Here is a 17958-nt window from a genome sequence, read left to right on the forward strand (position 1 = left end):
ATGTCACTCATGCTCGACACATCGGTCGGCTGCCTGGTCGGCGCCGCGGTCGGAGACGCCCTCGGCGGCGCCACCGAGACGGCACTGCCAGAGCAGATCCGCGCGCGGTTCGGCGGCTGGGTCGAGGGCATCGTGCCCCCGTACCACGCCGACTGGGCCACCGCGCGGCCGCTCGCGCCGTACCACAAGGGCGACGGGCACATCACCGACGACACGTTGATGACCCACGCCCTGGTCCGCGCCTACGCGGCCAAACGCGACCACCTCGACGCGTACGACGTGGTCGAGCTGCTGGTCCCCGATCTGATCGAGCGGGTGGTCTACATCCCCGACCTGGAGCGGGAGGGGGTGACCTTCCACCGGCTCGCGGCCGCCGAGCGGTGGCTGGTCACCCGCCTGCACCACGCTCACGCGGACCCGCGTGAGGCCGGGGTCGGCAACATCGTCAACTGTGGTGCGGCCATGTACATGGCCCCGGTCGGCATCGTCAACGCGGGCGACCCGGCCGGGGCGTACGCCGAGGCGGTGGAGATCGCCGGGGCGCACCAGCACAGCTACGGGCGGGAGGCCGCCGCCGTCTTCGCGGCGGCGGTCGCCGCGGCGGCGACCCCCGGCGCTGGCGTCGAGGACGTCGTCACCGCGGCGTTGGACCTGGCCCGCGACGGCACCCGGGCGGCCATCGACGCGGTGGTCAAGGAGGCCCGGAGCCACCACGACTGGAAGCAGGCCATCCCGGCGTTGCGCGCCGCGGTGGCCCCCTACGACACGGTGGGGGAGGAGTACCGCAACCCCGGCCTCGGCGCGCGGCGGCCGAGCCGGCTGCACGCCATCGAGGAACTGCCGGTCGCCATCGGCATGCTGGTGGTGGCCGGCGGCGAGTTCCGCGCGGCGGTGCTCGGCTCGGTCAACTACGGCCGCGACGCCGACTCCACCGCCACCATGGCCGGTGCCATCGCCGGGGCGCTCGGCGGTGCCGCCGCGGTGCCGGCGGAGTGGTCCGAGGTGGTCGCCACGGCGTCCCGGACCGACCTGGTGGAGCCGGCCCGGATCCTCGCGGGCGTGGCCGGCGAGGTCTTCGAGCGCGACCAGGCCCGGTTCACCCGGCGGGCGGAGCGCTTCGCCGGGCTGGCCGGCGGCGCCGGTTCGGGCACGGAGTCGACCCCGTGAGGATCACCTGGGTCCAGCCGGAGGACCTGCTGCCGCACGAGTTGGCGGCCAGCCGGGACGAGGGCCGCGACGTCGCGGTCCTCGCCGAGCGGTGGACGACGGCCGGCGGGGACCTGACCCCGCCGGTCAGCGGGGCGTCGCCGACCCCGGCGTCGCCGGAGCTGCGGGCGCTCGCGACGGAACTGCTGGACGCCGCCGACGCGCTGCCCGGCGTCGCCGCCGACGACGAGCCGGACGACCTGGCCGCGCTGCGGGCGAAGTGGCCGGCGGCCTGGTCGCTGCCGACCGACGTGAGCTACGACCGGCTGCACGGCGCGTGGCTCGGCCGGGCCGTCGGCTGCCTGCTCGGCAAGCCGGTGGAGAAGATCCCCCGGGAGGGAATCCGGGAGATCCTCACCGCCACCGGCCGGTGGCCGCTGCGCGACTGGTTCACCGCGAAAGGGCTGCCGGACGACGTCGCCGCCCGCTGGCCGTGGAACCGGCGCAGCGCGCCGACCAGCCTCGCCGAGAACATCGACGGCATGCCCGAGGACGACGACCTGAACTACGCGCTGCTGGCCCTGCGGGTGCTGGAGACACACGGACGGGACTTCACCAGCGCGGACGTGGCCCAGGCGTGGCTGGACTGGCTGCCCGGCGGGAGGGTCTTCACGGCCGAACGGGTGGCGTACCGGAACCTGCTGCTCGGCTTCCCGCCGCCGGAGAGCGCCCGCCGGCACAACCCGTTCCGGGAGTGGATCGGCGCGCAGATCCGTACCGACGTCTACGGCTGGGTCAACCCCGGCCGGCCGGACCGGGCCGCCGAGCTGGCCCTCAGGGACGCCACGGTCAGCCACGTCCGGGGTGGCGTGCACGGCGCGCTCTGGGCCGCTGCCCTGGCCGCCGCCGCGCCCGTCGCGGCGAGCGTCGACGAGGTGCTCGACGCGGCGGAGGCGGTGCTGCCGCCGCGCAGCCGGTTCGCGGCCACGGTCCGCGAGGCGCGTGCTCTCGGCGCGGGCACCGACGACTGGGAACGGGTGGTCGACGAGCTGTACGCCCGGCACGGCCACCTGCACTGGGTGCACGTGCGCAACAACGCCGCGCTGGTGGCGGCCGCGCTGGCGTACGGCCGCGGTGACCTGGAGCGGAGCATCACCGCCGTGGTCAGCGGCGGCTGGGACACCGATTCGACCGGCGCGACGGTCGGCGCGGTGACCGGTGCCCTCACCGGAGCGTCCGGGCTGCCGCAGCGGTGGGTCTCCCCGCTGCGCAACCGGCTGGCCAGCAGCATCGCCGGCTTCGACGGGATCGGCTTCGACGAGCTGGCCGAGCGGACCTGGGCACTGGCGCAGCGGGGGAGCGGGTCGTGAGGCGGCAGCGGTGGACGGAAGGGAGCGCGGCATGAGCGCGCGCGTGGCGGTGGTGGGCAGCAGCAACCTGGACCTGGTGGTGTCGGCGTCGCGTCTGCCCGCCCCCGGGGAGACGGTGCTGGGCGAGGACTTCCGGACCGTGCCCGGCGGCAAGGGCGCCAACCAGGCGGTCGCCGCCGCACGGGCCGGCGCCGCCTGCGACTTCGTCGGCGCGGTCGGCGACGACGAGTTCGGTACGCGGATGCGGGCCAGCCTGGCCGGCGCGGGGGTGGACGTTCGGGGCCTGCGGACGGTCGCCGGTCCCTCCGGCGTCGCGCTGATCGCCGTCGACCGGGACGCGGAGAACTTCATCGTCGTGGCACCCGGCGCCAACGGCACGCTGACCGAGCTGGACGCCGACGACAAGGCGACGATCGCAGCGGCGGACGTGCTGCTGCTCCAGCTGGAGGTGCCGCTGGTCGCCGTGGTGCAGGCGGCCGGCTGGGCCCGCTCGGCGGGCACGACCGTCGTGGTGAACGCCGCTCCCGCCACGGTCCTGCCGACGGAGCTGCTCGACCTGGTCGACGTGCTGGTCGTCAACGAACACGAGGCGGCGGTCGTCGCCGGGGTCTTCTCCGACGACCCGCCGGTGCTGCTCGACGCCCTGCTGGAGCTGGTGCCCCGGGTGGTGCTGACCCTCGGCGCGCGCGGTGCCGCGTACGCCGACCGCGGTGGCCTGCGCCTGGCGGTCCCCGCCCCGCGCGTCGACGCGGTGGACACCACCGCCGCGGGCGACGCCTTCACCGGCGCGCTCGCCGTTTCCTGGGCCGAGCGCGGTGGCGCCAGCAGCGAAGACACCGTCACGGCGAGCCTGCGCTGGGCGTGCGCCGCCGGCGCGGCCTGCGCCCAGCGGCCCGGCGCGTCCACCGCGCTGCCCGAGCGGTCCGCCATCGACGCCCTCCACGACGCGACCTACCGAGGTACCCCGTGAGCTTCAACCCGTACGTCCCGCGCCCGATCGACCGTCCGACGGACGTGCCGCTCGGCGGGCACGCCGACCTGACCACCCTGGACGAGGCGAAGATCTTCGCCGCACCCGACGACCCGGCCGACTGGCCGGCGTGGCGCGAGCAGCTCACCCGCTGGCGGGCCGACGCCCGAGCCCGGCTCGGCTACACCGGCACGCACTACGACGAGATCGCCGGCGACTGCTTCAGCGTCTGCCTGGCGTGGCTGTGGGACGAGGCGCTCTACGACCACGAGCGCGGCGTCTTCACCGTCGACGGGTTCCTCGACGCGGCCGGGCGGGACTTCGGGGGCTTCGACGGGGTGGTGCTGTGGCACGCGTACCCGGTGATCGGCCTGGACGACCGCAACCAGTTCGACTGGTACCGGGACGTGCCGGAGCTGCCCGACGTGGTGCGCGCGTTCCAGGAGCGCGGGGTGCGGGTCTTCATCGACTACAACCCGTGGGACACCGGCACCCGCCGGGAGGCGGGCAGCGACGCGGAGGAGGTCGCGGACCTGGCCGGCAAGCTCGGCGTCGACGGCGTCTTCCTGGACACCCTCAAGGAGGGCGCCGGCGAGTTGCGCGCCGCGCTGGACGCGGTGCGGCCCGGGATGGCCCTGGAAGGTGAGAGCCGGGTTCCGCTGGCCCGGATCGGCGACCACGCGATGTCCTGGGCGCAGTGGTTCGCCGACTCCGAGGTCCCCGGTGTGCTGCGGGCGAAGTGGTTCGAACGTCGGCACGTGCTGCACCACACCCGCCGCTGGCACCGCGACCACCTCGACGAGCTGCACTCCGCCTGGCTCAACGGAGCCGGGGTGCTGGTGTGGGAGAGCGTCTTCGGCGTCTGGGTCGGCTGGAACGACCGCGACCGGGCGGTGCTGCGGGCGATGCGCCGGGTGCAGACCAGCCACGCCGCGTGGTTGCGCGCCGAGGACTGGGTCCCGCTCGCCGACCATCCCGGCGAGGGCCAGGTGTACGCGTCCCGCTGGACGCACCAGGACGAGCCCCTGTGGACGGTGGTGAACCGGGGCGCGGACCACGACGGGCCGTGGCTGCTCACCGAGGCACGCCCCGACCGACGCTTCGTCGACCTGGTCACCGGCACCGAGCTGACCGTCACCGAGACCGCCGACGGCCGGTTGGCGGTGGGCGGCCCGCTACCGGCCGGCGCGATCGCCGCCGTGGTGGTCACCGACGCCGCCGCCCACCGGCACGAGCCACCCACCGGCGACCCGTCCTTCCCGGCCCGGGCCGCGGTTCGCCTCCCGACCCCGTGGGCGCCCCGGCCGCAGCCGCCGCAGGGCATGGTCGCCGTCGAGGCCGGCCGGCGGGAACTCGTCGTCCGGCACCGGGTGCGGGAAACCGGGCTGTACGGCGAGGCGCCCTACGTCGACGAGTGGAAACCGCTGCCGCCCCGGCTGCACCACACCGGCACGCTGCGCCGCAGCGTCCGGCTCGGCCGGTTCGCCATCGCCACCCACGAGGTCACCCACGGCGAGTACGCCGAGTTCCTGCGCGCCACCGGCTACCGCCCGGTGCGTCCCGAGCGGTTCACGGCGGGACACGGACCTGCCGACGCCCCGGTGACCGGGGTGGAGCTTGCCGACGCCCGGGCGTACGCGGCGTGGACGGGGCTGCGGCTGCCCACCGAGGACGAGTGGCAGGTGGCCGCCGAGGCGGGCCTGCTCGTCCGCCGGGAACCGCTGGTGTGGAACCTGACCGAGAGCGAGCACTCCGACGGGCGTACCCGGTTCGCCATCCTCAAGGGTGGCGCCGGCTACCGGGCGGAGGGCTCCGACTGGTACCTCGACGGTGGCCCGCAGCCCGCGGACGTCTCGGTGAAGCTGCTGCTGACCGGCGCCGGGCTCACCCGCTCCGACCAGGTCGGCTTCCGCTGCGCGGCCGACCTGGTGCCGGACCCCACGTCGGTGCCCGAGGCGGAGGTGAACCAGTGACCGCGCCCCTGGACGGGATCAAGGTCGTCGACCTGGCGACCCTCTTCGCCGGGCCGCTGGCGGCGGCATTCCTCGGCGACTTCGGCGCCGACGTGATCAAGGTCGAGCATCCGGCCAAGCCGGACCCCTCACGCGGGCACGGCCCTGCCCGGGACGGCGTCGGCCTCTGGTGGAAGGTGCTCGGCCGCAACAAGCGCACCGTCACCCTCAACCTGTCCGACCCGGACGGTGCCGCGCTGCTGCGCCGGCTGCTCGCCGACGCCGACGTGCTGGTGGAGAACTTCCGCCCGGGCACGCTGGAGCGGTGGGGGCTCGGGCCGGCGGAGCTGCACGCGGTCAACCCCCGACTGGTCATCACGCGGATCAGCGGGTTCGGGCAGGTCGGGCCGTACGCCCGGCGGCCCGGCTTCGGCACCCTCGCCGAGGCGATGAGCGGCTTCGCCGCGGCCACCGGGGAACCGGACGGCCCACCCACCCTGCCCCCGTTCGGGCTGGCCGACTCGGTGACCGCGCTCGCCGCCGCGTACGCGGTGATGCTGGCCCTGCGCGCCCGGGACGCCACCGGCACCGGCCAGGTGGTGGACCTCGCCATCATCGAGCCGATCATGGCGATGCTCGGCCCGCAGATCACCTGGTACGACCAGCTCGGCTACATCCAGCCCCGGCTGGGCAACCGGTCCAACAACAACGCGCCCCGCAACACCTACCGGTGCGCGGACGGGCGCTGGGTCGCGGTCTCCACCAGCGCGCAGAGCATCGCCGAACGGGTGCTGCGGCTGGTCGGTCGACCCGAGCTGATCGACGAGCCGTGGTTCGCCACCGGCAGCGGCCGGGCGGCGCACGCCGACGAGTTGGACGCCGCCGTGAGCGCGTGGGTGGCGAAACGGGACCGCGACGAGGTGGTGGCCGCGTTCGAGGCGGCGCAGGCGGCGGTCGCACCGGTCTACGACGTCCGGGACATCCTCGCCGACCCGCAGTACGCGGCGCTGGGCACCGTGCGCAGCGTCCCGGACGAGGAGTTGGGCGAGGTACGGATGCAGAACGTGCCGTTCCGGCTCACCGACACGCCGGGGGAGATCCGGCACGCGGGCCGCCGGCACGGCCAGGACACCGACGACGTGTTCGGCGCGCTCGGCCTGAGGGCCGACGAGCTGGCCGCGCTGCGCGAGCGGGGCGTGCTCTGATGCTGCTCACCTGGCTCTACGTGCCCGGTGACCGCCCGGACCGGTTCGCCAAGGCGGTCGCCTCGGGTGCCGACGCGGTCATCCTCGACCTTGAGGACGCCGTGGTCGCCGGGCGCAAGGCGTACGCCCGGGACGCGGTCGCCGAGTTCCTCGCCGAGGCGCACCCGGTGCCGGTGCAGGTGCGGGTCAACGAGCTGACCGGGCCGGACGTCGAGGCCGACCTGGTCGCGGTTTCGGGCCGGCCGGGGCTGGCCGGGCTGCGGCTGCCGAAGGTGGAGTCGGCCGCGACCCTCGCGGCTCTCGCCGGACGGGTCGACGTGCCACTGCACCCGTTGGTCGAGTCGGCCCTCGGGTTGGAGGCCGCGTACGCGATCGCGTCCGCCCACCCCACGGTGGCCTCGATCGGGCTCGGTGAGGCCGACCTCCGCTCGGACCTGGGGGTGAGCGACGACGACGGGTTGCTCTGGGCGCGCGGCCGGGTGGTGGTGGCCGCCCGCGCCGCGGGCCTGGTCCCGCCGGCGATGTCGGTGTACGCCGACGTCACCGACATGGCCGGTCTGGCAGCCTCCTGCGCGGTGGGTCGGCGGCTCGGTTTCCTCGGCCGCACGGCGATCCACCCGCGTCAGCTTCCGGTGATCGTCGAGGCGTTCCGGCCGGCCGGCCGGGAGGTGGTCCGGGCCGCAGAGCTGCTGGCCGCGGTGGCCGAGGCGCAGCGGCGGGACTCGGGCACGGTGGTGCTGCCCGACGGCCGGTTCGCCGACCGCGCCATGGTCGCCGCCGCCGAGCGCACCGTCGCCCTGGCCGCCCGCTTCGCCGCCTGACCGGCACCCGCCGGCTTCATCCGACGTGCCCAGCGATGGGTGCGGATCAGTGGCCGCGCGGCTGTGTCACCGGCGTCCTGTACCGGCGCCGGTCGGCGACGGGGCCGCCGGGACGGTCTTCGGTGCCCGGTCGAGCCGGTCGAGCCGCGCCAGCTCGGCGGTGCCGGCCCGGACCACGGCCGCGGCCAACGCGGTGGTCGCCGGGTGGACCCCATTCTGCCGTTCCGCTCCTGCGATCCGGACCGCCTGCGTCAGGTGCGCCCGCAGGTGCTGGGCGACCAGCCGGTCGAACGGCTTCCCGGTGGCCGCCCCCAGTGCGGTCAGCTCCTCGGCGGTCACCATGCCCGGCATGTCGTGCCCCTCGTGCGGGTTGGTCGCCGGCGCCCCGGAGTCCGCCAGCAGCCGGCGGGACCGGTCCAGGTCGGCGCGGTGGGCGGCCCCGACCTCGGCGGCCAGCCGCCGCCACGCCGGGTCGGTGGTCCGGGTCGGCACCAGGTCGAGCACCGGCAGCAGTCGTTCGGCCATCGCCACCGTCAGCTGGAGCCAGGCGATGTCGGTGGGGCTGAACGGTCCTGCCGTACCCGCGGCGGGCACCGCGCTCGGCGGTGCGACCGCCGTCGGTGCGGCCGCGGACGGTGGCGGGTTGCCGGCGGGGTCCGGTGATCCGGCGCCGCAACCGCCGACGAGCAGGACCGCGACGAGCAGCGTGGACGGTGCGGCGACGTGGCCTCGCATCCGACCTTCCTTTCCGCCCGGGTGGGCGGACCCGGCGTGACCGGGCCCGCCCTCGGGTCGAACGTGTCGGCTCAGATCGGCCGGCCGTCGTGACCGCACTTGATCACCGGGCGGATGCAGTCCTGGACGCGGCGGGCCATCTCCGCCACCGGCCAGGCGTTGAAGAAGTCGCCGTGCATGGTGTAGCCGGCACCCGAGGCCAGCCGGAACTGCGCCGGGTTGCCGTTGACCGGGTACCGCAGCACCTGCCGCAGCTTCGGCACGTGCACCGGGTGCGTCGCCGGGCAGGCCTGGTTCACCGGGTACGCCATGTGGCTCTTGTGATCAGGCGAATCCAGGTCGCGGCCGTTCCAGCACTGCGGGAAGTCCAGGTACGACTCCATCATCGTCCCGGCCGGGCAGGTGACGAAGTCCTTCGACGGTGCCACGTGTCCCGCGTGCAGGCACGACCAGCGGGCGATGCTCTCGTTCGGGCCGGTCGCCCGAGCGTTGCCCGCCACGATCCGCAGCCCCTGCGGGATGGGCTGGGTGGCCGCGACGACGTCGGCGCGTACGCCCTCACCCAGGTAGTAGAACGTGACGATGGTCGGCTCGACCGGCACGTTGTTGTTGTACAGGGTCGGCACCCAGTACGACGAGACGTCCGTGCGCGGGTTGCAGGTGGTCGGAGAGTTGACCAGGTCGGGGAGCGTGGTGTGCGCGTTCGTCACCGTGCTGCCGAAGAAGCTGTGCATGTGCGACGCGCCGGGCAGACCGGGGAAGATGATCGGGTCGTCCGGCAGCCGGTGGCTGTACGTGCAGTCGGCGGGGAACTCGGCGACCCGGATGGCGTTGATGCCCGGGGCGGCGTCGGCCCGGTTGGTGGTGGAAGCGATGTACGTGCCGAGTAGCACCAGCACGGCGCCGATCGCCGCGGCGAAGCGCAGCCGGCGGTGGATGCCGGAGAGGGGTGCGGCCCTGTCCATCTCGTGACTCCTGTCGGGGGGACGGGTCAGGGACAGCTCCGGCGCCGCCGCCGAAGACGTCGGAGTTCGCCCTGGCCAGACTTGGTGGTGGCCTGTTGAGCCGAGTGCGAGAGAGCGCTCTCACAGACCAGCCTCGCCCGGATGTCGACACTTGTCAATACATGCCGCAGTTGGTGGAAATGATGACGACAAAAGGGCCGGGCCCCGTGGTGGGGTCCGGCCCTTGTCGTTGGTGTTGTCCGCGGGGTCAGCTGGTGGCGTAGCCGCGGGTGGCGATCCAGTCGGCGAGGTGCTCGACGGTGACCTCGTAGGAGGCGGTGTTCGGGTCGGCGGAGTCGGCGATCTTCACCACGTTCCCGCCGTCGCGGTAGCCGACGACGCTGATGTAGTGCCCGCCTTCGAAGGAGTGCACGCCGCCGTCGGTGTCGGTGGTGGTGCCGGCGATGTTGGCGACCACGGCCCGGCCGTCGTCGACGGTGCGGACGATGTCGGCGCGCAGCTTGTCGGTCTGCTTGTCGTCGGCGCTGGGGGTGCTGATCTCGACGCTGTGGTAGGCGTCCTTGGCGGTTTCCTTGTTCAGGACGGGGGTGATGTCGTTGATGGAGTTGGTGCCGGCCTCGGTGGTGCCCATCTCCTTGGCCATGGCGTCGACGCTGATGTCCTTGCCCTGCACGGACAGGGCGTTGCGGGCGGCGGCGGGGCCGCAGTAGTAGAAGTTCGGCTGCGCCTCGTAGCGCACACCGAGCTGACGCTCACCGTTGCTCTTCCGGTCGGTCTGCGTCTGGCTGGCCGGCTTGGCATCCGACGCGGCGTAGGCGGCGGTGACGGGTCCGGCGATGGCTCCGCCGGTGAAGGCGAGCCCGGCGGCGGTCAGAGCGGTCTTACGGATCAGATCGGTACGCATGATGGCGTGCTCCTCTGCATCGGGGGATACGCGCAACCCCAACGTGCAAGGGGGGTGGGTTGCGCGGGGAAGTTCAGAAAGGGGGATCTGCCCGGCGGCTCGGCGGCCTGCTCGGGTGTCCGGGGGATGTAACCGGGGCGGCCTGGCGGGTGTTCCCGGCGGCTGCCCGCGACCGGGCCGGGGGCCACGGTCGCGTGCCAGGTATAACGACCCCGACCCGGCCCCGATTCCACCCCGAGAGTGGCCCCGCCCACCGGACGGCCCGCCACAAACCCGACAGACAGGCCGTGACAGGCAGGTCCCGAACCGGACACCGCACGCTCCCCGCGCCGGACCGACCGGGTCCAAGATCTGCGCACTTTCGGGGAAAGTGCTGCCTGCCGACGCGCCGAGGCGACACCTTCCCGGAAAGTGCGCACATCTCGACCGTCCGCAGCGCGGGTGCGAGACGGGGATGGGGATGGGTGAACGCACGGCACCGGACCAACGGCACAGCGGCTGACCGCGGAGCCCTCAACGCGCAAGACCGTACCTTCGGGGGACCTGTGCCGGCAGGCGGGCATGCGGGCCGGTTGGCATGAAGCGCCGATACCTGAGAGGTATTTATATGACTCTGAGGTATCACGCTCTCTGGTGCGGGTGCCGCCCGTGACGTGACCCGCCCACCGCAGGGCCCTCAGCCAGGCGGCGGCCAGCGAACGGGCGACACCCTGCGGCGCGCGGTGCGCGGTGCGCGGTGCGGTGGGCGTAGCGAATCGGCCGATTGGGTAACACCGGCGGCCATGAGCACGAGCGCCGCACCATCCGCCGCACCTGTGGCCGCCGCCCGGCTGGGCACGGTCGCGGTGGTCGCCCATCGCCGTAAGAGTCTCGGTGGCGGCCTCGACGAGCTGCGGGCGACCCTCGCCGGCGCTGGCGTCGACGACCTGCTCTGGTACGAGGTGCCGAAGAGCCGCAAGGCGCCGAAGAAGGTCCGCAAGGCGCTGAAGAAGGGCGCCGGGTTGGTCTTCGTGTGGGGTGGGGACGGCATGGTGCAGCGCTGCGCGGACACGCTCGCCAGCTCGGGTGTCCCGATGGCCATCCTGCCCGCAGGCACGGCGAACCTCTTCGCCGCCAACCTCGGCATCCCGGAGGACCTGGCGGAGGCGGTGCGCATCGGCCTGCACGGCCGGCGGCGCCGGCTGGACCTGGGCCGCCTCAACGGAGAGCACTTCGCGGTGATGGCCGGCGCAGGGTTCGACGGCGATCTGATCCGTGAGGCGGACCGGGACCTCAAGGGCCGGCTCGGCCGGCTGGCGTACGTCTGGACGGGCCTACGGCACGTTCGGGGAGAGCTGGTGCACACGCGGATCCGGGTGGACGGGGTCACCTGGTTCGACGGCGAGGCGAGCTGCGTGCTCTTCGGCAACGTCGGCACGATCACCGGTGGCATACCCGCCTTCGACGATGCCCGGCCGGACGACGGCTGCCTGGAGGTGGGCGTGTCGACCGCGAGCGGAGCGATCGACTGGGCACGCACCCTCGGCCGGATGGCCGCCGGCCGCTCGACGGATTCGCCCTTCGTCCGGATCACCCGCGGCCGCCGGGTGCGGGTCCGCTTCGCCACGCCACGGATGTACGAGCTGGACGGCGGCGCGCGCACCGCCGTCGGGAAGCTCAAGGTGCGCTCGGTGCCCGGCGCGCTCGTCGTCTGCTGCCCCGACCCGCCGCCCTGAGCGGTATCAAGCCTTTCGGGCCGTACGCCGGTTGCCGAACGATTCCATGGTGGTCGCCTTCTTGGCCGGCGCCCTGGTGGCGGACGTGGTGCGGGCCCGGGCCGGCGCGGCCTTCTTCGCGGGTGCCTTCTTGGCCGCGGCCCTCGTGGCGGGAGCCTTCTTCGGCGGTGCGTTCTTGGCGGTGGCCGCCTTCGCCGTCGGCCTGCGGGTGGGCGTGGCCGTGGTGGCGGAGGTGTCCTTCTTCCGGGCGACGCGGGGCGTCGTCGCCGTGGGCTTCTCGCCGGCCGCCTTGGCCGCGCTCGCGCCGGAGGCCCGCTTCGTGGCGGTCGCGACCTTCTTGGCCGCCACCTTCCGGCTCGGCGGCATCTTCTTCGCCTCGGTGCCCTTGGCCGGTCCGGGCGACCTGCGCGCCGGGGCGAACGTCCTGCGTGGGCTCATCCTCGCTCCTCCTCGGGTGTCGCCGGCATCGCCAGCGCTGCCGGATGACGGACGTGGCGGGTCGCCTGGGCCCTATCGGCGGGGTCTTCCCGCGCCTCCGGCCGCCAAACGCCGCAAGAAGGGCCGCCTCCACCACGGGCGGACGGGTGACGCGCGGGTGGGGCAGCCCGACGTGCCGGACCGCCCCACCTGTTCGCGAGGACGACTCAGAACCCGAGTACGGCACGACCCCCGACGACCGGCAGACGCAGCTCGCTGTCGTTCGGCGCGACCCGCAGCTCGGTGCCACCCAACGGCAGCAGGGTGTACTCCTGGTCGCTGGAGAAGACGACCACGCCGATACGGTGGCCCGCCGGGAAGATGTAGTCCTTCGGCTCCAGGGTCCACCGGTAGTCGTACAACTTGCCCTGCTTCACCGGCTCGGTCCGGGCCGGTCCCTTGCGGTTCTGCGGGTCCATCCAGCCCCGGGTCACCACCGTCGGCGCGGCGGTCGAGCCCGCCGGGCCGTAGTCGACCAGGTACGCGGTGAGGTTCGCGTCCGGCTTGTTGTCGATCGCCATCCGCAGCCGCATCTCGGGACGTCCGGAGATGCGAACGGACTGGGTCAGCGTGGGGGAGCGGTAGGCGAGTCGGTTCGGGCTCGCCGTGTCGGGGTTGGCCACCAGGGTGTCCGGGTGGATGGTCCGACCCTCGTCGACGAAGCTCTGCTCGACCCTGGCCTTCGGCGGCCTACCCGAGGTGAGCGCGCCCGGGGCGGTGGCGTCGGTGGCGGCGAGGTTCAGCCCGACGGTCCGGGCGGCAGGGTCGGGCCAGTTGGCGTACGTGGTGTAGGCCCGGTCCTCCCGCTGCAGCACCGCGGTCGGCTCGTCCATGATCCCGTTGCGGACGTTCCACAGCCAGAAGTCGAACCAGCGGTTCTCGGTCTGCTTGTACGTCCACGCCCGACCGTCGGGCAGGGTCACCGACGCGCTGCTGCCGGGGCCGCCGTGCCCGCCCTGGTGCAGCCAGATCTTCCGCGGTACGTCGCGCTTGGCCAGCTCGTCCCACCAGCCGGCGAAGTGCTCGGTCTTCACGTTCCAGTCGTTGAGGCCGTGCACCACGAAGACGCTCGCCCGCACGTCGCGGGCGTCGAGGTAGTCGCGGTCCTGCCAGAACTTCGAGTAGTCGCCGGTGACCCGGTCCTGCTCCTCGGTGATCTGGGCGATCTCGTCGGCGCAGGGTCCCTCGGCCCGTGCCTGCCCGGCCGTGTACTGGGCCAGGATGTCGGTGTCCTCACCCTGGTAGGTCCCCGGAGCGACGACCAGACCGTTGGCCCGGTAGTAGTCGTACCAGCTGCTGATGGCGGAGACCGGCACGATGGTCTTGAGTCCCTTGACCCCGGTGGTGGCGACCTGGTTGGGCAGGGTCCCGTTGTAGGAGACGCCGGTCATGCCGACGGCGCCGGTGGTCCAGCCGGCGGTGACCGGGGCGCCGTTGGCGTCGTACCCCTTGGCCCGGCCGTTGAGCCAGTCGATGACGGCCTTGGTGCCGAGCGTCTCGGCCTGGTCGCCGCTGGTCGGGCAGCCGTCCGAGTCGCCGGTGCCGACGCTCTGCCCGAGCACCACCGCGTACCCCCGCGGCACGTAGTAGTCGTCCAGCGAACCGGGCAGGTTGGCCTTCGCGGTCGCCCGCTGGGCCTCCACGTCGGCTGCGCGACGCCCGGAGCGGTCGGTCAGGCCGTTCTGCGGCAGGTCGTCGACCAGGACGCTCGGGTACGGCACGTCACCCCAGGTGCCCTTGCGGTACGGGCTGTGTTCGAAGATGACCGGCACCTTGAAGCCCTGGGTCGCGGTCTCCCGGGGTCGGGAAATGTCGATCGCCACCCGGTCGGGGCGACCGTCGTGGTCGGTGTCCACCGGCGTCTGGACGAACACCCGTTCCTCGATCGCGTCGGCGAGCGAGAACACGGGTTGGGTCATGCCGTCGCTGACCACGATGCCGGTCTGTGGGGTAGCCGCGGGCGGGGTGGCCGCCGCCGCCGGAGCTGCGCTCAGCAGTAGTGCGCCGGACACACCGACGCCGAGTAGTGCCAAGGGGGTTCGACGCACGCGCGTTTCCCTTCGGTCGGACTGGTTGCCGGGGGTCGCCCGGGGGGTGGATCTCGAAGATCCATTCGTGCCCATGCTAGGTCCGGGCAGCATTCCCGTCGATCCCTTCGAGTAGGGATGCACCCTTCGTCCACAATGGTCAGCTCGTTGCCGGCGGAGAGACAGCGTTGTCACCGGGACCTCGAAGTGCGGTGGACAACCATATGATCTTGCTCGAAGCCGCGCGAAAAGACGCGTTCATCCACATAAGACTGGAGCAAGATGCTCAGAAAGACACGGTGGCTGCTGGCCGTCGCCGTCACGGCCACGGCGCTGAGCGCCGGGCCGGGCGGCTCCGCCACCGCCAGCCCCAGCGGTGCCACCCCCACGGACACCACCGACGTCTCGGTCGCCGGGACGACGCACACCGTCACCCTGCTGACCGGGGACGTGGTGACCGTACGGAGCACCGCATCCGGATGTCCGCGGGCCACGGTGCGGCCGGCCGATCCGAACGCGGTGATCCGCCAGACCTGTGGCCCGGACGGCCACCTGCACGTTGTTCCGGCCCGCGTCGCGTCCCAGATCGGGTCGGTCCTCGACCCCGACCTCTTCGACGTCACCACGCTGATCGCGGACGGGTACGACGACGAGAACGCCTCGGAGTTGCCGCTCATCGTGCAGCCCGCCACCGCGTCGGCCCGGGTGGCCGCGCTCGGTGACGTGCTGCCACTGCCGAGCATCGGCGCGGTCGCTGGCCGCGTACCCAAGAAGAGCCCAGCCACCGCGAAGTTGGCGACCAACTCGCTGCTCGCCGGCGCGAAGAAGGTCTGGCTCGACCGCAAGGTCCGCGCCACCGCACTGACCGGCGGCGGGCAGCCCGCCGGCCTGGACCGCAACCTGGGCCAGATCGCCGCGCCCGACGCGTGGAAGGCCGGCTACACCGGCAAGGGAACCACGGTCGCGGTGCTCGACACCGGTGCCGACTTCACCCACCCGGACCTCGTCGGCCGGGTCGCCGAGCGGGCCGACTTCACCGCAGAGGGCGGTGACGCCGTCGACCACAACGGCCACGGTACGCACGTCGCCTCGACCATCGCCGGCACCGGCGCGGCCGCCCGCGGTCAGCGTCGCGGCGTGGCGCCGGACGCCACGCTGGTCATCGGCAAGGTTCTCGACGACCACGGCTCCGGTGCGGACTCCGGGATCATCGCTGGCATGGAGTGGGCCGCCAGCCGGGCCGACGTCATCAACATGAGCCTCGGCGGCAGCGACCCCGACGACGGCAACGACCCGCTCTCGCTCGCCGTCGACGGTCTGAGCAAGCAGACCGGCGCGCTCTTCGTCATCGCCGCCGGCAACAGCGGCGGCGCCATCTCCTCGCCCGGCTCCGCCGCCAGCGCGCTGACCGTCGGCGCCGTCGACCGTGACGACAAGATCGCCGACTTTTCCAGCCGCGGGCCGCTGGTCACCAGCAACGTGGCCAAGCCGGAGCTGGTCGCGCCCGGTGTGGACATCGTGGCCGCCCGTGCCGCCGGCACCAACCTGCAGGACCCGATCGACAGGTACTACGAGGGCATCTCCGGCACCTCGATGGCCAGCCCGCACGTGGCGGGCGCCGCCGCGCTGCTCGCGCAGCGACACCCGGACTGGACCGGCGAGCAGCTCAAGGCCGCGCTCGTCGGTGCCGCCGACCCGCTGACCGGCGTCGACGCGTACGCCGTCGGGGCCGGGCGGCTCAACGCGGCCCGGGCCCTCGGCGGCCCGACCAGCAACCAGCCGGTGGTCAACCTCGGGACCTTCGCGTACCCGCAGTCCGGGACCAGCGAGGCGAAGCTGAGCTGGACCGGTGCGCCGACCTCGGCGACGGCCCTCCTCGACCTCGACGTGTCGGTCGTCAACCACGACGGCCAGCCGGTGCCGCGCGGCGCGGCGTCGCTCTCGACGAGCCGGGTGACGCTCAAGCGTGGCGCCACCGCCGGGGCGACCCTCCGGATCAACCGTGCGGCGCTGGCAGCCCGGCCGGGCTTCTATCTGGCCACCGTCACCGCCCGCACCGCCGGCCGCAAGCTGGTCGCGACCACCCCGGTGAGCTTCTTCGTCGAGCAGCCCAGCTTTGACCTGACGATCCACACGAAGCCGCTGCCCGGCCTCAAGGAGGGCGCCGAGACCTGGATCAACATCCTGGTCACCAACCTCGCCGACCCGGTGATCTACTACGGTGGCCCCAGCGGTACGCCCGGAGACACCCTCACCACTCGGGTGCCGGCCGGCCGGTACGCGATCCTCGGCTCCTCGGTCGCCTACTACGTCGACAGGGACGTGCTGGAGACGACGCTCGTCGGTGAGACCGACCTGAGCGTCACCAGCAACCGGAGCGTGACGCTCGACCCTGCGCGAGCCAAGCCGGTGGCGGCGACGGTCGACGGAGTCCCCACCACGCCCACCAAGGTCGACTTCACGAGCCTCCAGACCGCGCCGAACGGTCTGTCCTGGTGGAACCAGATCAGCGGGTACGGCAGCTCGACCACGGTTCGTACCTCCCCGTTGCCGCAGCCCGGCATCGGCTCGCGACGTAGCTGGGCGGCGGTCAACCTGGATTCGCCGGCCGGCACGGCGAAGCCGTACCGCTACAACCTCATCCACGAGTACCCGAACGACGTACCCGCCGATCCCGCGTACCGGGTGACGGCGGCGGAGCAGGCGAAGCTGGCGCGGATCGACGAGCGGTTCCACCAGATGGACTCGCCGGGGATGGTCACCCAACTGGTCCGCACCGGCCTCACCCCTGACGGGCTGGGCCTCACCCAGACCCACGAGGGCAACCTGCCCCCGTACCGCACCGACTACCTCTCGCCGGGCTTCCTTTGGGCCGACGAGGGCGTCTACGGGGGACTTGAGGCCCAGGAGGCGCCCCGCAGCTACCAGCCGGGCAGCCGGCAGGCCAAGGTCTGGGCGCGTCAGCCGCTGCACTCGGGTTGGTACGACGACCCGGCCGGCGCCGACTGGAGCTGTGCCACCCCACCGTCGCGGACCCGGGGCAACCTGCACATCGACCTGGCGTCGCTCGTCGACCAGCATCAGCGGGCCGACTGCCTGCAGGGCAGCTCGATCGGCGTGAACCGCAAGCTGTCGGTGTACCGCAACGGCAAGCTGGTGCAGGAGCGGGACCGACCGCTCGCCGACGTCACCGTCCCGCAGCAGATGGCGGACTACCGGCTGACCCTCGACGTCGACACGAGCCTGATCCTGCCGATCTCGACCAGGGTCAACACGTCGTGGACGTTCCGGTCCGCCGGGCCCGACGGGACCGGGAGCGTCCCGTTGCCGCTGCTCGCGGTGGACTACGCGCTGCCGATGGACACCACCAACCACGCCACCGGCGGAACAGCCGACCTGGCCGTCCGTCAGATGCACGGCCTCAGGGCGCAGAAGGTGACCTCGTTCCAGGTCTGGACGTCGACGGACGACGGCGCCACCTGGAAGTCGGCCCGGGTCACCGGCGGCGGGGACAACTACCGGGTCGAGCTGCCGAAGGCCGCCGCCGGGACGCCCGTCTCGCTGCGGGTGAAGGCCGCCGCGAACGGCGGTAGCGGCATCGACCAGACCATCATCCGGGCGTACAACGCCGGCTGACGGCCACCCTGGTGCGGCCCGGCGCTCGACCGGGC

General features: G+C 73.2%; 13 protein-coding genes. 8 read left to right on the forward strand and 5 right to left on the reverse strand.

Annotated features, from left to right (window positions below; translation table 11 throughout):
- The first annotated feature begins 9 nt into the window (after nt 1-9).
- From M8C17_RS05215 to M8C17_RS05240, 6 genes are read left to right on the forward strand one after another with little or no spacing between them, the layout of a single operon-like run.
- Nucleotides 10-1167, forward strand: coding sequence for an ADP-ribosylglycohydrolase family protein (locus M8C17_RS05215; RefSeq protein WP_252415227.1), 1158 nt, complete (start codon nt 10-12; stop codon nt 1165-1167).
- Nucleotides 1164-2516: an ADP-ribosylglycohydrolase family protein gene (locus M8C17_RS05220; RefSeq protein WP_252415228.1), complete on the forward strand. Its 1353-nt coding sequence runs from the start codon at nt 1164-1166 to the stop codon at nt 2514-2516. The genes M8C17_RS05215 and M8C17_RS05220 overlap by 4 nt, the downstream gene beginning before the upstream one ends.
- A 31-nt stretch (nt 2517-2547) precedes the next feature.
- Complete coding sequence (locus M8C17_RS05225) at nt 2548-3486, forward strand: ribokinase (protein ID WP_252415229.1); 939 nt, start codon at nt 2548-2550, stop codon at nt 3484-3486.
- Nucleotides 3483-5459, forward strand: coding sequence for an SUMF1/EgtB/PvdO family nonheme iron enzyme (locus M8C17_RS32110; RefSeq protein ID WP_252415230.1), 1977 nt, complete (start codon nt 3483-3485; stop codon nt 5457-5459). Before M8C17_RS05225 ends, M8C17_RS32110 begins: the two co-directional genes overlap by 4 nt.
- Nucleotides 5456-6643 carry a CaiB/BaiF CoA-transferase family protein gene (locus tag M8C17_RS05235; RefSeq protein ID WP_252415231.1) on the forward strand — a complete coding sequence of 396 codons (1188 nt, stop codon included), beginning with the start codon at nt 5456-5458 and terminating at the stop codon, nt 6641-6643. The genes M8C17_RS32110 and M8C17_RS05235 overlap by 4 nt, the downstream gene beginning before the upstream one ends.
- The gene (locus M8C17_RS05240; RefSeq protein WP_252415232.1) at nt 6643-7464 is read left to right on the forward strand and encodes a CoA ester lyase; all 822 of its coding nucleotides are present in this window, start codon (nt 6643-6645) and stop codon (nt 7462-7464) included. The genes M8C17_RS05235 and M8C17_RS05240 overlap by 1 nt, the downstream gene beginning before the upstream one ends.
- A 66-nt stretch (nt 7465-7530) precedes the next feature.
- On the opposite strand, the gene M8C17_RS05245 is transcribed toward M8C17_RS05240, so the two are convergent.
- From M8C17_RS05245 to M8C17_RS05255, 3 genes are all read right to left on the reverse strand, one after another.
- A complete protein-coding gene (locus tag M8C17_RS05245; RefSeq protein WP_252415233.1) occupies nt 7531-8199 on the reverse strand; it encodes a DUF305 domain-containing protein in 669 nt (222 codons plus the stop codon).
- Nucleotides 8200-8270: 71 nt separating this feature from the next.
- Nucleotides 8271-9164, reverse strand: a complete 894-nt coding sequence (locus M8C17_RS05250; protein WP_252415234.1) for a DUF1996 domain-containing protein — start codon at nt 9162-9164, stop codon at nt 8271-8273.
- Between the two features lie 247 nt (nt 9165-9411).
- Entirely contained in the window at nt 9412-10068 is a 657-nt protein-coding gene (locus M8C17_RS05255; protein WP_252415235.1) for a C39 family peptidase, read from the reverse strand.
- A gap of 782 nt (nt 10069-10850) precedes the next feature.
- On the opposite strand from M8C17_RS05255, the gene M8C17_RS05260 reads away from it, so the two are divergent.
- Nucleotides 10851-11783, forward strand: coding sequence for a diacylglycerol kinase family protein (locus tag M8C17_RS05260; RefSeq protein ID WP_252415236.1), 933 nt, complete (start codon nt 10851-10853; stop codon nt 11781-11783).
- 6 nt (nt 11784-11789) lie between these two features.
- Here M8C17_RS05260 and M8C17_RS05265 read toward each other — a convergent pair whose 3' ends face one another.
- Nucleotides 11790-12221, reverse strand: coding sequence for a hypothetical protein (locus tag M8C17_RS05265; protein WP_252415237.1), 432 nt, complete (start codon nt 12219-12221; stop codon nt 11790-11792).
- Between the two features lie 206 nt (nt 12222-12427).
- Entirely contained in the window at nt 12428-14308 is a 1881-nt protein-coding gene (locus M8C17_RS05270; RefSeq protein ID WP_252415238.1) for a Xaa-Pro dipeptidyl-peptidase, read from the reverse strand.
- Between the two features lie 261 nt (nt 14309-14569).
- Between M8C17_RS05270 and M8C17_RS05275 the strand changes: the two genes are divergently transcribed.
- Nucleotides 14570-17923 carry a S8 family peptidase gene (locus tag M8C17_RS05275; RefSeq protein ID WP_252415239.1) on the forward strand — a complete coding sequence of 1118 codons (3354 nt, stop codon included), beginning with the start codon at nt 14570-14572 and terminating at the stop codon, nt 17921-17923.
- The last annotated feature ends 35 nt before the right edge of the window (nt 17924-17958 follow it).

Source organism: Micromonospora sp. RHAY321 (assembly GCF_023896955.1).
Taxonomy (GTDB): domain Bacteria; phylum Actinomycetota; class Actinomycetes; order Mycobacteriales; family Micromonosporaceae; genus Micromonospora.